General features: G+C 63.7%; 12 protein-coding genes. 5 read left to right on the forward strand and 7 right to left on the reverse strand.

The window, feature by feature from the left end:
- Positions 1–4: 4 nt before the first annotated feature.
- The 7 genes from NK214_RS00550 to gatC all read right to left on the reverse strand — a co-directional run bounded on the left by NK214_RS00550 (position 5) and on the right by gatC (position 7380).
- The gene (locus tag NK214_RS00550) at positions 5–1753 is read right to left on the reverse strand and encodes a penicillin-binding protein 2 (protein ID WP_107797815.1); all 1749 of its coding nucleotides are present in this window, start codon (positions 1751–1753) and stop codon (positions 5–7) included.
- Entirely contained in the window at positions 1753–2025 is a 273-nt protein-coding gene (gene ftsL / locus NK214_RS00555; protein WP_107797814.1) for a cell division protein FtsL, read from the reverse strand. Before ftsL ends, NK214_RS00550 begins: the two co-directional genes overlap by 1 nt.
- Positions 2022–2984: a 16S rRNA (cytosine(1402)-N(4))-methyltransferase RsmH gene (gene rsmH / locus NK214_RS00560; RefSeq protein ID WP_107797813.1), complete on the reverse strand. Its 963-nt coding sequence runs from the start codon at positions 2982–2984 to the stop codon at positions 2022–2024. The genes ftsL and rsmH overlap by 4 nt, the downstream gene beginning before the upstream one ends.
- Positions 2981–3427 carry a division/cell wall cluster transcriptional repressor MraZ gene (mraZ, locus tag NK214_RS00565; RefSeq protein ID WP_107797812.1) on the reverse strand — a complete coding sequence of 149 codons (447 nt, stop codon included), beginning with the start codon at positions 3425–3427 and terminating at the stop codon, positions 2981–2983. Before mraZ ends, rsmH begins: the two co-directional genes overlap by 4 nt.
- 530 nt (positions 3428–3957) lie before the next feature.
- A complete protein-coding gene (gene gatB / locus NK214_RS00570; RefSeq protein ID WP_253313525.1) occupies positions 3958–5385 on the reverse strand; it encodes an Asp-tRNA(Asn)/Glu-tRNA(Gln) amidotransferase subunit GatB in 1428 nt (475 codons plus the stop codon).
- A 143-nt stretch (positions 5386–5528) separates the two neighbouring features.
- The gene (gene gatA / locus NK214_RS00575) at positions 5529–6980 is read right to left on the reverse strand and encodes an Asp-tRNA(Asn)/Glu-tRNA(Gln) amidotransferase subunit GatA (RefSeq protein WP_253313526.1); all 1452 of its coding nucleotides are present in this window, start codon (positions 6978–6980) and stop codon (positions 5529–5531) included.
- Between the two features lie 112 nt (positions 6981–7092).
- Positions 7093–7380, reverse strand: coding sequence for an Asp-tRNA(Asn)/Glu-tRNA(Gln) amidotransferase subunit GatC (gene gatC, locus NK214_RS00580; protein ID WP_043592439.1), 288 nt, complete (start codon positions 7378–7380; stop codon positions 7093–7095).
- Between the two features lie 365 nt (positions 7381–7745).
- Here gatC and NK214_RS00585 point away from each other — a divergent pair, with 365 nt between their 5' ends.
- The 5 genes from NK214_RS00585 to rodA all read left to right on the forward strand — a co-directional run bounded on the left by NK214_RS00585 (position 7746) and on the right by rodA (position 13375).
- The gene (locus NK214_RS00585) at positions 7746–8789 is read left to right on the forward strand and encodes a rod shape-determining protein (RefSeq protein WP_043592385.1); all 1044 of its coding nucleotides are present in this window, start codon (positions 7746–7748) and stop codon (positions 8787–8789) included.
- A 139-nt stretch (positions 8790–8928) separates the two neighbouring features.
- On the forward strand, positions 8929–9834 hold the full coding sequence (gene mreC / locus NK214_RS00590) for a rod shape-determining protein MreC (protein WP_107797809.1): 906 nt from the start codon (positions 8929–8931) through the stop codon (positions 9832–9834).
- Positions 9835–9840: 6 nt separating this feature from the next.
- On the forward strand, positions 9841–10344 hold the full coding sequence (gene mreD, locus NK214_RS00595) for a rod shape-determining protein MreD (protein ID WP_107797808.1): 504 nt from the start codon (positions 9841–9843) through the stop codon (positions 10342–10344).
- A 15-nt stretch (positions 10345–10359) separates the two neighbouring features.
- Complete coding sequence (mrdA, locus tag NK214_RS00600) at positions 10360–12300, forward strand: penicillin-binding protein 2 (RefSeq protein ID WP_107797807.1); 1941 nt, start codon at positions 10360–10362, stop codon at positions 12298–12300.
- Complete coding sequence (rodA, locus tag NK214_RS00605; RefSeq protein WP_107797806.1) at positions 12281–13375, forward strand: rod shape-determining protein RodA; 1095 nt, start codon at positions 12281–12283, stop codon at positions 13373–13375. The genes mrdA and rodA overlap by 20 nt, the downstream gene beginning before the upstream one ends.
- The last annotated feature ends 264 nt before the right edge of the window (positions 13376–13639 follow it).

Raw genomic sequence — 13639 nt, forward strand, 5'->3', positions numbered from 1 at the left:
CTGATCAAAAATCCACCGGCACCGGGGTGGATTCCGGCAATAAAGTGTTGTTGGAGGGCTCGTCCGGCTGCACGTTCAGCACCCGCAGCGCGCCGCCGGCGATCTGCGAGAACACCGGCGCAGCCACCGCGCCGCCGTAATATTTGCCCGCGGAGGGCTCGTCTATCATCACCGACACGATCACGCGCGGCGCTTTGCCCGGCGCGAAGCCCATGAACAGCGCGCGGTGCTTGTTGGCCACATAGGCGCGGCCTTCCAGCTTGCGCGCGGTGCCGCTCTTGCCGCCCACGCTGTAGCCGATGATGCGGCCGCCGACGGCGCCGCCGCCCGGCTGGCTGTTGGCGATCAGCAGATCGCGCATCTCGTGCGCGGTTTTTTCGCTCAGCACCCGCTTGCCCGGCATCGGGGTGGCGGTCTTGTACAGCGAGATCGGCAGCATCACGCCGTCGTTGGCGAACACGGTGTAGGCGCGCGCCATCTGGATCAGGCTGACCGAGATGCCGTAGCCGAAGGACATCGTCGCCTGCTCGATGGGCCGCCAGTTGTGCCAGTCGCGCAGCCGGCCGCCGGCTTCGCCGGGGAAGCCGGTTTCCGGCGCGCGGCCGAAGCCCAGCGCGTCGTAATGCTTCCACGATTGTTCCGGCGAGCTCATCAGCGCCAGCTTGCTGGTGCCGACGTTGGACGATTTCTGGATGATGCCGAGAATGTCCAGGCTGGGGCGCGGCGCCACGTCGCGGATGGTGGCCGGGCCTATCATGTAGGTATGGGTGTCCAGCACCGTGTTGAGTCCGGCCTTGCCGTTCTCCAGCGCCAGCGAGATGGACAGCGGCTTCATCGTCGAGCCCGGCTCGAACAGATCGATCACCCCGCGGTTGCGCATCATTTCCGGCGTCACGCCGCTGCGGTTGTTGGGGTTGAACGAGGGGTAATTGGCCAGCGCCAGCAACTCGCCGGTGTGGGCGTCCACCACCACCACGCTGCCGGCCTTGGCCTTGTTCAGCTCCACCGCGGCCTTGAGCTCGCGGTAAGCCAGGTATTGGATGCGGTGATCCACCGCCAGCGCCAGCTTCTGGCCGTCGCGCGGCGGCTCGATGGCGGCGACGTCTTCGATGATGTGGCCGCGGCGGTCCTTCAGCACCACGCGGCGGCCGTCCTTGCCGGCCAGCATCTTCTCGCGCGCCAGCTCCACGCCTTCCTGGCCCTTGCCGTCCACGCCGGTGAAACCGATGATGTGGGACACGATTTCCCCGGCCGGGTAGAAGCGGCGGAATTCCTGCTGTTTGGCGATGCCGGGCACGCCCAGCGCCATCACCTTGTCGGCCAGCTCCGGGCTGATCTGGCGCTTGACATAGACGAATTCCTTCTTGCGGTCGGACAGCTTGGCCGACAGCTCCTCCGGCGACAGATCCAGCATCGCCGCCAGTTCGCGCAGCTTGGCCGGCGGCACCGGCTCCATGTCCGCCGGGCTGGCCCAGATGGTCTGCACCGGCGAGCTGATCGCCAGCGGTTCGCCGTTGCGGTCCGTGATCACGCCGCGGTTGGCCTCCAGCGTCAGCGCGCGGCGGAAACGCGCCTCGCCCTGGTTTTGCAGGAAGTCCTGCTGCACCACTTGCAGATAGACCGCGCGGCCGATCAAGGCCAGGAACAGCAGCGCCAGCATCAGCAGCACAAAGCGCACGCGGCCCGGTTTCATGCGCAGCGCGGGGCTGGCGTCCGGGATGCGTTGCTGGTGGCGAGGGGAGTAAGTGCGCATCACATCCCCTTCCCAGGCGAGATCACCTGGGTCTGGCGCGGATCCGGGATATGCATGTCGAGGCGGCTGGACGCGGCTTTCTCAATCACCGCGTGCGCGCCCCAGGTGCTCTGCTCCAGCTGCAGCTGGCCAAACTCGATCTCCAGCTGCTGGGCGGATTTGCGTTCCTTCTGCAAATCGCTGTAGAGCTTGCGCGACACGTGGGTCGAGGTGACCACCGACCAGGCGGACAGCACCACGATGACCAGCAGTATCGCGTTGAGCTTGTTCATGCGTCGATCTCCCGCCACGGCGCGGCGGTGCGCTCGGCCACGCGCATGATGGCGCTGCGGGAGCGCGCGTTGGCGCGCACCTCCTCATCGCCGGCGCGCACCGGCTTGCCCACGGTGGACAGCGGCGGCTGGGCCATATCGGACGCGCGCACCATCGCCCACGCCGGCAGCTTTTCCTCGCTGCTGGCGTCGCGCAGGTATTGCTTGACGATGCGGTCTTCCAGCGAATGAAAGCTGATCACCGCCAGGCGGCCGTTTTCCGCCAGGCGGCGCGCCGCCTGCGGCAGCACCGCCTTGAGTTCGTCCAGCTCGCGGTTCACAAAGATCCGGATCGCTTGGAAGGTACGCGTTGCGGGGTCCTGACCCGGTTCCCGAGTACGGACGTTTTGCCCAACGAGCACGGCGAGCTCACGCGTGGTCTGGAGGGGGGCGTCAGCCCTTTGCGCAACAATGGCTGCTGCGATCTTGCGAGCAAACCGCTCTTCACCATAAGTCTTGATGACCTCTCTGATATCGGCCTCGTCTGCCGTCGCCAACCATTCGGCCGCGGTGATGCCGCGGGTGGTATCCATACGCATGTCCAAGGGCGCGTCGAAACGGAAGCTGAAACCGCGCCGTCCGTCGTCGATCTGCGGCGAGGACACGCCCAGATCCATCAACACGCCGTCCACCTGGGGCACGCCCAGGCGGTCCAATTCCTGCCCCAGCGTTTCAAAACCGTTGTGCACGATCTGAAAGCGCGGGTCTTCCTCCGCCAGCCGCGTGGCCACGGCGATGGCTTCGGGATCCTTGTCGAAGGCGATCAGGCGGCCTTGCGGCCCCAGTCGCGACAGGATCAAGCGGCTGTGGCCACCTCGACCGAAAGTGCAATCGACGTAGACGCCATCCGGCCGGATGGCGAGCGCGTCGACCGCTTCGGTCAAGAGCACCGTCAGGTGCACGAAAGGGGTGGTGCTCACAGCGTAAAGTCTCCAAGGTGTTGGGCCAGATCGGTTTGATCGATGGCCAGGGCGTCAGCGGTCTGGTTGTCCCATTCCTCGGCATTCCACAGCTCGAAGCGGTTGCCCATGCCCACCAGCGCGACGTCTTTGTCGAGTCCGGTGAGATCGCGCAGGCGCGCGGGCAGCAGAATGCGTCCGGCGCTGTCCATTTCCAGCGTTTCCGCGTGGCCGAGCACGAGGCGCTGATAACGTTTCAGAGTGGGATTGCCGGTGGGAAGGGCTAGCAGGCGGGCTTCGACCGGACGCCAGTTGGGTTCGGGGTAGATCAGCAAGTGGTCTTGGGACTCGAGGGTGACGATCAATTTGTGCCCGAAAGCGGACAGCAGTGTCTCGCGGTGTTTAGCCGGAATAGCCAAACGCCCCTTGCTATCGAGAGACAAGATGCTGACGCCACCAATCATGATTTCGAGCCCGCTGACCGAATAAACCTAAGGGGCCGTCGCCCCCTGGGACAAATGCCCCACTTTCACCCACTTCGCCCCACTTTCCGCCACTATAAGAAAGAACTTCCCCACGGTCAACATCGAGAAGTTCTAATTCACCTTTTGAGACAATGACTTAGCGGACCAGGCAAAAAGCGGATTCCTTGTCAAATCAGAGGCTTAAAAACATCAGTCAAAGTGAGCTGTTAACACTCGAACCATTTCCGAAACACCACACCCCGGGCCTGGGAATATTTCCAAGGACAGTCCAGAGCAAGACCACTTGTCGCGCCGCAACACAAAAACAGGGCGGCGGCGCCACGATCGGCGCCGCCGCCCTGAAGTTCCGTTGGCTCAGAACCTGTTCCAAGTCTCGCGAGCTAGGGCGAGACAAGGCGAAAACGACTGAGAAAGCGGAATGTACACACGGTACATGAGCATTTCGAAGACGGTTTCAACGCCCTTGTCTAACTATCCCGCCGACGCGCAGCAGACTTTGGAATAGGTTCTCAGGCCAGCTTCTGTCGCAGGATATCCTGCACCTGAGCCGGATTGGCCTTGCCCTTGGAAGCCTTCATCACCTGGCCGGCCAAGGCGTTGAGCGCCTTCTCCTTGCCGGCGCGGAATTCTTCCACCGCCTTGGGATTGGCGGCGATCGCTTCTTCCACCATTTTCTCGATGGCGCCGACGTCGGACACTTGCTTCAGGCCGTCGCGCTCGATGATGTCGTCGGCGGACAGTTCGCTGTCCCACAAGGCGTCGAACACCTGTTTGGCCAGCTTGCTGGACAGCGTGCCGTCGGCGATGCGCGCGATCAGGCCAACCAGGCGCTCGGCCGAGATCGGGCAATCGGCGATCTCCTTGCCGTCGCGATTCAGCCGCGCGGCGATCTCGCCGTTGATCCAGTTGGCGGCCAGCTTGCCCTGGCCGGAGGCCTTGGCCGCGGCTTCGAAGTACTGCGCCTGCGCCAGGCTGGACGTCAGCAGCGCCGCGTCGTAGGCGGACACGCCGTAGGCCTCGGCCAGACGGACTTGCATCGCCGCCGGCAGCTCCGGCATCTCGCCGCGGATGCGGGCGATCTGCTCATCGGAAATGCGCACCGGCAGCAGGTCCGGATCCGGGAAATAGCGATAGTCGTGCGCGTCTTCCTTGCTGCGCATCACCTCTGTCTCACCGGTGTCCGGGTCGAACAACACGGTGGCCTGCTGCACCTTGCCGCCATCCTCCAGGGTGTCGATCTGCCACTGGATTTCGTACTTGGCGGCCTGCTCCAGGAAGCGGAAGGAGTTGAGGTTCTTGATCTCGCGGCGGGTGCCGAAGGCCTGCTGACCTTCCGGGCGCACCGACACGTTGACGTCCATGCGGAAGCTGCCTTCCTGCATATTGCCGTCGCAGATGCCCAGCCAGGTCACCAGCGCGTACAAGGCCTTCACATAGGCCAGCGCCTCGTCCACCGAGCGCATGTCCGGTTCGGACACCACTTCCAGCAAGGGCGTGCCGGCGCGGTTGAGGTCGATGCCGGACAGGCCGTGGAAGTCTTCATGCAGGCTCTTGCCGGCGTCCTCTTCCATATGGGCGCGGGTCACGCCGATGACCTTATCCTGCTCGCCCACCAGGATCTTCAGCTGACCGCCTTCGACGATGGGCAGATCCATCTGACTGATCTGGTAGCCCTTGGGGAGATCGGGATAGAAGTAGTTCTTGCGCGCGAACACATTCTTCTGGTTGATCTTGGCGTCCAGCGCCAGTCCCAGGCGGATGGCCTTGTCCACCACCGCCTTGTTCAATACCGGCAGCACGCCGGGAAAGGCCAGCTCCACCGCGGAGGCCTGGGTGTTCGGCTCGGCGCCGAAGGCGGTGCTGGCGCCGGAGAAAATCTTGGAGACGGTATTGAGCTGCACATGCACCTCGATACCGATGACGACTTCCCATTTCATGGTTGGAAAATCCTTCTATTATTTTTTGCCACGGAAGCACACGGAAAACACGGAAGCAAAACGGTTGCCCCTAGCTCACCCACTTCTTGGGAGCCGGGGTTTGTCCATATCCTTCCCTGCGCTTCCGCGGCTAATTCATTCAATTACAAAACCGGCGCGCGGCTATGCCAATCAGTCGCAAGTTGGAACTGATGCGCGACGTTCAGCATCTTGGCTTCGCCGAAGTAGTTGCCGATGATCTGCAAGCCGATAGGGCGGCCATTCGCGCTAAAGCCGGCCGGCACGCTCATGCCCGGCAAGCCGGCCAGGTTCACCGACAACGTGTAGATGTCGGACAGATACATCTGCACCGGATCGTCGTTCATCGCGCCGATGTCGAAGGCCGCGGTCGGCGCCACCGGCCCCAGGATCACGTCGCACTGCTCGAAAGCGGCTTTGAAATCGTTGGCGATCAGGCGGCGGATTTTCTGGGCCTTCAGGTAATAGGCGTCGTAATAGCCGTGCGACAGCACATAGCTGCCCACCAGGATGCGGCGCTTGACCTCGCTGCCGAAGCCTTCGGCGCGGGTCTTCTCGTACATGTCCACCAAATCCTTGTACTCGGCGGCGCGATGGCCGTAGCGCACGCCGTCGTAACGCGACAGATTGGTGGAGGCCTCGGCCGGCGCAATCACGTAGTAGGCCGGGATGGACAACTCGGTATTGGGCAGGCTGATGTCCACCACCTGCGCGCCCTGCTGTTTCAGCACCGCCACCGCCTCGTCCACCGCGCGCGCCACGTCGGCGCTCAGGCCGGCGGCGAAGTATTCGCGCGGCAGGCCCACCTTGAGGCCGGCCAACGGCTGATTCAGGTCGCGGGCGTAATCTTCGCGGGCGCGCTCCAAGCAGGTGGAGTCGCGCTGATCGAAGCCGGCCATCACGTTCAGCATCAGCGCGCAGTCCTCGGCGGTCTGCGCGATCGGGCCGCCCTGATCCAGCGAGGAGGCAAAGGCCACCATGCCGTAGCGCGACACCACGCCGTAGGTCGGCTTGATGCCGGTGACGCCGCAGTGGGACGCAGGCTGGCGGATGGAACCGCCGGTGTCGGTGGCGGTGGCCACCGGCGTCAGCCGCGCGGCCACGGCGGCGGCGGAGCCGCCGGAGCTGCCGCCCGGCACCGCGTTCTGATCCCAGGGATTTTTCACCGCGCCGTAGAAGGAGTTCTCATTGGACGAACCCATCGCGAACTCGTCCATATTGGCGCGGCCCAGCGTCACCATGCCGGCGGCCTGGCACTGCTCCACCACGTGGGCGCTGTACGGCGACACGAAGTTGTCCAGCATTTTGGAGCCGCAGCTGGTTTTCCAGCCCTGCTGGCAGAACAGATCCTTGTGGATGATGGGCACGCCGGTCAGCGCATGGGCGTTGCCGGCGGCGATGCGCGCGTCGGCGGCCGCTGCTTCGGCCAGGGTCTTGGCGCGGTCGACGGTGACCAGCGCGTTGAGCGCCGGGTTCAGCGCCTCGATGCGGTCCAGATATTGGGTGGCCAGCTCAAGGCTGGAGACTTCCTTGGCCGCCAGCTGCCGCGACAGTTGCTTTAAAGTAGACTGTGTCATTTCAAATGGAATCTTTAGCTATCCGGGAATGGCGTCGCCGTCCTTTCAGACAGCGACCGGCGCCGGCCTCCCGCTCGGGCGGGAACCTAAACCGGCGCAGGCAATCAGAGCATCACTCGATGACCTTGGGGACCAGGAACAAGCCCTTTTCCACTTGCGGGGCCACGGCCTGGAAAGCTTCGCGCTGATTGGTTTCGGTAACGATATCTTCGCGCAAACGCAAAGAGACATCCTGCGGATGGGCCATCGGCTCGATGCCGTCGGTGTTCACCGCCTGCATCTGTTCGATCAGGCCGAAAATATTATTGAGTTGCTTGCTTGTCGCGGCAATTTCCGCTTCATTGACATTGATGCGGGCAAGCTTGGCAATTCGTGCGACATCCTGATGCGTCAGCGACATGGTGTCCTCGTTCAAAACCTTTAATATTTCAAGCGTTATAGGGTATCATAGCCCGCTTGATTCTCCCAAGATCGACATCACGCCACGGCGTAATTTCGGCAACGCTTTCACCGCGCGGCCGACAGGCGGCAAGCCGCCGCGCCGGGGCCGGATCGTGCAGGCCTTATCGAACCGACACGGCGTCGGAAAATGATGCGCAAGGCCAGCGGGCGAAGCCGCTTAGCCGGCGTCGCCCAGTGGGCGCCAAGCGTCGTTTTGCCACGCGGCGGTTAGACTCGGGTCGTACGAGTAGACAACAAACAACAGATTAAGCGCGGACGCGACGGCGCGTCCGCCACATGACGAAAACTGACCAGGATCGCCCAATGTTTCGTTCGCTGACCGGATACTTCTCCAACGACCTCGCCATTGACCTTGGCACAGCCAACACCCTCATCTACATGCGCGCCAAAGGCATCGTGCTGGACGAGCCCTCGGTCGTCGCCATTCACAGCGACGCGCCCACCAACAAGAAATCCATCCTGGCCGTGGGCCTGGAAGCCAAGCGCATGCTGGGCCGCACCCCGGGCAGCATCCAGGCGATCCGCCCGATGAAGGACGGCGTGATCGCCGACTTCACCGTCACCGAACAGATGCTCAAGCAGTTCATCAAGAAGGTGAACCCCAACCGCTTCTTCGCCGCCAGCCCGCGCATCGTGATCTGCGTGCCCTGCGGCTCCACCCAGGTGGAACGCAAGGCGATCCGCGATTCGGCGCTGGCCGCCGGCGCGCGCCGCGTGGAACTGATCGAAGAGCCGATGGCGGCCGCCATCGGCGCTGGCCTGCCGGTTGAGGAGCCCACCGGCTCCATGGTGGTGGACATCGGCGGCGGCACCACCGAAGTCGGCGTGATCTCGCTGGGCGGCGTGGTGTACTCCAACTCCGTCCGCGTCGGCGGCGACAAGTTCGACGAAGCCATCATCAACTACATCCGCCGCAACTACGGCATGCTGATCGGCGAAACCACCGCCGAGGAAATCAAGAAGACCATAGGCTCCGCCTTCCCGGGCGCCGAAGTGCGTGAAATGGAAGTCAAGGGCCGCAATCTGGCCGAAGGCATTCCGCGCGCCTTCACCGTGTCCTCCAACGAAATCCTGGAAGCGCTGACCGAGCCCTTGAACCAGATCGTATCCGCGGTGAAGATCGCGCTGGAACAGACCCCGCCGGAACTGGGCGCCGACATCGCCGACAAGGGCATGGTGCTGACCGGCGGCGGCGCGCTGCTGAAAGACATCGACCGCCTGCTGGCCGAAGAAACCGGCCTGCCGGTGTTCGTGGCCGAAGAACCGCTGACCTGCGTAGTGCGCGGCTCCGGCAAGGCGCTGGAGAAGATGGACAAGATTGGCACCATTTTCACCAACGTCCCCTAAACCGGAACGACCGACGACCGCCTGAGCCCGGCTCCGGCGGCGGCGGCCGCTCGTAAAGCAAGCGATGATGGCGGGCGTGCGACAAGCGCGCCCGTTTTTGAAGCACAGCGCCCCGTGTCAAGGGGCGAGGTCTGAGCCGATGGACTTTGCCAACACCCCCAGCTTTTTCCGCTCCGGGCCGCCGCCCGGCGCGCGCTTGGCCATGGCCGTGGCCGCCTCGGTGGCGCTCCTGGTCGGCGACAGCTATTTCGGCCTAATGGAACAGGCGCGCGAAGCCACCTCGCTGGCGCTGTACCCGGTGCAGCGCGCGGTGAACATGCCGGCGCAGGCGATGCGCCACGTCAGCGATTTTCTCAGCTCCCAAACCGAACTGAAACAGGAAAACACCGCCTTGCGCGTGCGCCAGCTGGAAATGTCGGCGCAGCTGTCGCGGCTGCAAACCCTGCAGCGCGAGCTGGACGAAGTGCGCAAGCTCAACGGTATCAAGTCCAGCTACCACCAGCAGGCGCAGATGGCGGAAACCCTGTACACCGGCCGCGATCCGTTTTCCTACAAAATCATCATCGACAAGGGCAGCGACGCCAATCTGAAAGCCGGCCAGCCGGTGGTGGACGCCAGCGGCCTCTTGGGCCAGGTCACCCGGGTGCAGCCGCTGACCGCGGAAGTGACCCTGGTCATAGACAAGAACCAGATGGTGCCGGTGATGGTGGCCCGCACCGGCCAACGCGCCATCCTGTACGGCTACGGCGGCGGCGTGGAAATCCGCTACCTGCCGCAAAGCGCGGACATCAAGGACGGCGACCACATCGTCACCTCCGGCGTGGACGGCGTTTATCCGGCCGGCATCCCCGTGGCCCGCGTAACCCGGGTGGAGCGCAACCAGGGCGCCACCTTCGCCCGCATCGCCACCGCGCCCTTGGCCGGCGTGCAGCAAACCCGCTACATGCTGGTGCTGGGCGACAAGCAGGCGCCGCCGCGTCCGCCGGAACCGGCCCCCATCGTCAAAAAGAGCAGGGGCGGCAAGAAAGCCGCCGCCGAGGAGTAAGCCCCGATGACGTTCGAGCGCCCCAAGGAACTGCTCAAACCGGTGAAGCGCCGCTTCATCCTGTTCACCTTCATCTTCGCCGTCCTGATCGAACTGATCCCGCTGCCGCACGGCAGCACGCGCTGGCTGCCGGATTTCATCGGCATGCTGATCCTGTACTGGGTGATCAACCAGCCGCGCCGGGTCAATATCGGCACCGCCTTCTTGCTGGGCCTGGTGGCCGACATCTCCACCGCGGGATTGTTCGGCCAGCACGCGCTGGCCTATTCGATCACCGCCTATCTGGCCTTGGCGCGCCAGCGCCAGGTGGTGATGTTCAACCTGGGCCAGCAGACGCTGGTGGTGCTGGGCCTGCTGCTGACCAACCAGCTGATCATGGTGGTGGTGCGCATGCTCACCGGCTCCGCCTTCGTCGGCTGGGGCTATTTCCTGCCGCCCTTGATCGGCGCCCTGCTATGGCCGCTGCTGACCAAGCTGATGCTGATGCCCTACCGCCATAACGCGGTCTAGCGCCGCGGACCGTCCATGCCTCAACCCACCCGCTTCAAGAACCCGCAGGCCGAAGACAGCCAGTTCCAGCTGCGCCTGATCGTCGCTTACGCGCTGATCGTGCTGATGTTCCTCGTGCTGCTCACGCGCTTCATCTGGCTGCAAGTGCTGCAGCACGAACACTTTTCCACGCTGGCCCAGAACAACCGCATCTCGCTGGTCCCCATCCTGCCCAACCGCGGCCTGATCCTGGACCGCAACGGCGTGGTGCTGGCGCAAAACTACTCCGCCTACACGCTGGAGCTGACGCCCAGCAAGATCGCGGACCTGGCCGCCACCGAGGCCGAACTGCGCAAGCTGGTGGACATCACCCCGCGCGACGAGCGCCAGTTCAAGCGCCTGCTGATCGAGAGCAAGAACTTCGAATCCATCCCGCTGAAGACCAAGCTCAGCGAGGAAGAGGCCGCGCGCGTCGCCGCCCAGTCCTGGCGCTTTCCCGGCGTGGAGGTCAAGGCGCGGCTGTTCCGCGACTATCCGTTCAAGGAAATGACCAGCCATGTGCTCGGCTATATCGGCCGCATCAACCAGCGCGATAAGGAAAGGCTGGAAGAAGAAGAGAAAACCGCCAATTACAAGGGCTCCAACTACATAGGCAAGACCGGCCTGGAGGCGGTGTACGAGGACGATCTGCACGGCAAGGTCGGCTTCGAGGAAGTGGAAACCGACTCCGGCGGCCGCGCGGTGCGCTCGCTGCGACGCACGCCGCCGGTCAACGGCAACACCTTGAAGCTGGCGCTGGACATCCGGCTGCAGGAAATGGCGGACAAACTGTTCGGCAGCCGCCGCGGCGCGCTGGTGGCGATAGAACCGTCCACCGGCGGCGTGCTCGCCTTCCTGTCCAAGCCGGGCTTCGACCCCAATCTGTTCATCGACGGCATCGACACCCAGACCTGGACCAATCTGAACAGCGACTGGCAGAAGCCGATGATCAACCGCGCGCTGCGCGGCACCTACCCACCCGGCTCCACCTTCAAGCCCTTCATGGCGATGGCCGCATTGGAAAACCACGCCATCGGCATGCGCGACATCCGTCCGGCGCCCGGCTACTTCACCCTGCCCGGCTCCAGCCACCAGTTCCGCGACAGCAAGAAGGCCGGCAACGGCATGATCAATCTGCAGCGCGCGATCGAAGTCTCCAGCGACACCTTCTTCTACAAGCTGGCCTGGGACATGGGCATAGACAAGATCCACCCGGCGCTGGCGCAGTTCGGCCTGGGCAGCAAGAGCGGCATCGACCTGGACGGCGAATCCATCGGCGTGCTGCCGTCCAAGGAGTGGAAGGCCCGCCGCTTTTCCCGCTACAAGGAAGAGTTCCGCCGCTGGTATCCAGCCGACGTGGTCAGCATCGGCATCGGACAGGGCTTCAACGCCTACACCCCGCTGCAAATGGCCAACGCCACCGCCATCATGGCCAACGACGGCCAAGTGTTCAAACCGCACCTGGTCCAGCAAGTGGTGGACACCCGCAGCGGCAAGGCGCGCATCATTGAACCGATGCCCACCCGCCAGATCCCGTTCAAACCGGAAAACTTCGAATACGTGAAGCGCGGCATGGAAGGCGTGATGACGCGCGGCACCGGCGCGCGGCTGGGCGTGGGCCTGCAGTACTCGATGGCGGGCAAAACCGGCACCGCCCAAGTGGTGCAGATCAAACAGGGCGCCAAGTACAACGCCTCCGCGCTGGCCGAGCAATACCGCGACCACAGTTGGTTCATCGCCTTCGCCCCGGTGGACAAGCCTCGCATCGCCGTGGCGGTGATCGTGGAGAACGCCGGCTTCGGCGCCGCCGCCGCCGCGCCCATCGTGCGCGCGCTGTTCGATTACTACTTGCTGGGCAAAGTGCCGAAAGACATCGAAGGCACGCTGAAGACCATGCCCACCGACACCGCCAACGACAATGCAGACCTCTCTAATTAAACGCGTCTGGGAACAGGTCAAAGAGCCGCTGGACGGCTGGCTGATGCTGTTCCTGGGCATGATCTTCGTAGTCAGCATGGTGCTGCTGTACTCGGCCAACAATCAGTCCTTCGACAAGATAGACAATAAGCTGATCTACACCAGCCTGTCGCTGATCATCATGTGGATCATCGCCCGCATGCGGCCGCAAAGCATCATGAACTTCGCGCCGCCCATCTACGGCCTGGGCGTGCTCCTGCTGCTGGCCGTCCACTTCAAGGGCGTCACCGTCAACGGCTCCACCCGCTGGCTGGAACTGGGCATTACCCGCATCCAGCCGTCCGAGATCATGAAGATCGCGCTGCCGATGATGCTGGCCTGGTTCTTCCAGAAATACGAGCTGTCGATGCGCTGGTGGCACTATCTGGTGGCCGCCTTGCTGATGGCCGTGCCCAGCGCGCTGGTGCTGAAGCAGCCGGACCTGGGCACCACCCTGCTGATCGCCGCCGCCGGCCTCTTCGTGCTGTTCTTCGCCGGCCTGCCGTGGAAAGTGATCTTCGCCGGCATCGGCCTGGGCGCGGCCAGCCTGCCCATCGTCTGGAACCTGCTGCACGACTACCAGCGCCGCCGGGTGCTGACCATGATAGACCCCACCACCGACCCGCTGGGCGACGGCTACCACATCATCCAGTCCATGATCGCCATCGGCTCCGGCGGCCCCTGGGGCAAGGGCTGGCTCAACGGCACCCAGACCCACCTCGATTACATCCCGGAACGCACCACCGACTTCATCTTCGCCGTGTATTCAGAGGAATTCGGCCTGGCCGGCAATGTGCTGCTGCTGACGCTCTACCTGCTGGTGCTCAGCCGCGCGATGATGATCACCGCCAGCGCGCAAACGCTGTACGGCCGGCTGATGGCCGGCTCCATCACCCTGTCCTTCTTCGTCTACGCCTTCGTCAATATGGGCATGGTGTCCGGCATCCTGCCGGTAGTGGGCGTGCCGCTGCCCTTCATGTCCTACGGCGGCACCGCCACCGTCACCCTGTTCGTCGGCATGGGCATGCTGATGAGCATCAGCAATCTAAAACGCTGAGAGCCTGTTTACGATCTGCTACGCTTCGGCGATACGGCGTTGGAAATGACCTCAGAATGCTCATGTACCGTATGTACATTCCGCTTCTTCGGTCATTTCCGCCTTGTCTCGCTCTTGCTCGCGAGATCGTAAACAGGCTCTAAGTTCCATGGCGGGAACCAATGCCCCGCCGCGGCGGCCTACCCCTGTTTGCCCCAGACTTACGTCATGCCCGGAAGGTTTCCGACTTGACGAAGGCAAGCAAAATCGCAAGCCTATAGCATT

It is taken from the genome of Chromobacterium sp. S0633, from assembly GCF_024158805.1.
Taxonomy (GTDB): domain Bacteria; phylum Pseudomonadota; class Gammaproteobacteria; order Burkholderiales; family Chromobacteriaceae; genus Chromobacterium.

Bases quoted from the DNA above. Each gene is read 5' to 3' on its own strand.
- NK214_RS00550 (WP_107797815.1), bottom strand. From the start codon at position 1,753: ATGCGCACTTACTCCCCTCGCCACCAGCAACGCATCCCGGACGCCAGC.
- gatA (WP_253313526.1), bottom strand. From the start codon at position 6,980: ATGACACAGTCTACTTTAAAGCAACTGTCGCGGCAGCTGGCGGCCAAG.
- mrdA (WP_107797807.1), top strand. From the start codon at position 10,360: ATGCCTCAACCCACCCGCTTCAAGAACCCGCAGGCCGAAGACAGCCAG.
- rodA (WP_107797806.1), top strand. From the start codon at position 12,281: ATGCAGACCTCTCTAATTAAACGCGTCTGGGAACAGGTCAAAGAGCCG.
- ftsL (WP_107797814.1), bottom strand. From the start codon at position 2,025: ATGAACAAGCTCAACGCGATACTGCTGGTCATCGTGGTGCTGTCCGCC.
- mraZ (WP_107797812.1), bottom strand. From the start codon at position 3,427: ATGATTGGTGGCGTCAGCATCTTGTCTCTCGATAGCAAGGGGCGTTTG.
- gatC (WP_043592439.1), bottom strand. From the start codon at position 7,380: ATGTCGCTGACGCATCAGGATGTCGCACGAATTGCCAAGCTTGCCCGC.
- NK214_RS00585 (WP_043592385.1), top strand. From the start codon at position 7,746: ATGTTTCGTTCGCTGACCGGATACTTCTCCAACGACCTCGCCATTGAC.
- mreD (WP_107797808.1), top strand. From the start codon at position 9,841: ATGACGTTCGAGCGCCCCAAGGAACTGCTCAAACCGGTGAAGCGCCGC.
- gatB (WP_253313525.1), bottom strand. From the start codon at position 5,385: ATGAAATGGGAAGTCGTCATCGGTATCGAGGTGCATGTGCAGCTCAAT.
- mreC (WP_107797809.1), top strand. From the start codon at position 8,929: ATGGACTTTGCCAACACCCCCAGCTTTTTCCGCTCCGGGCCGCCGCCC.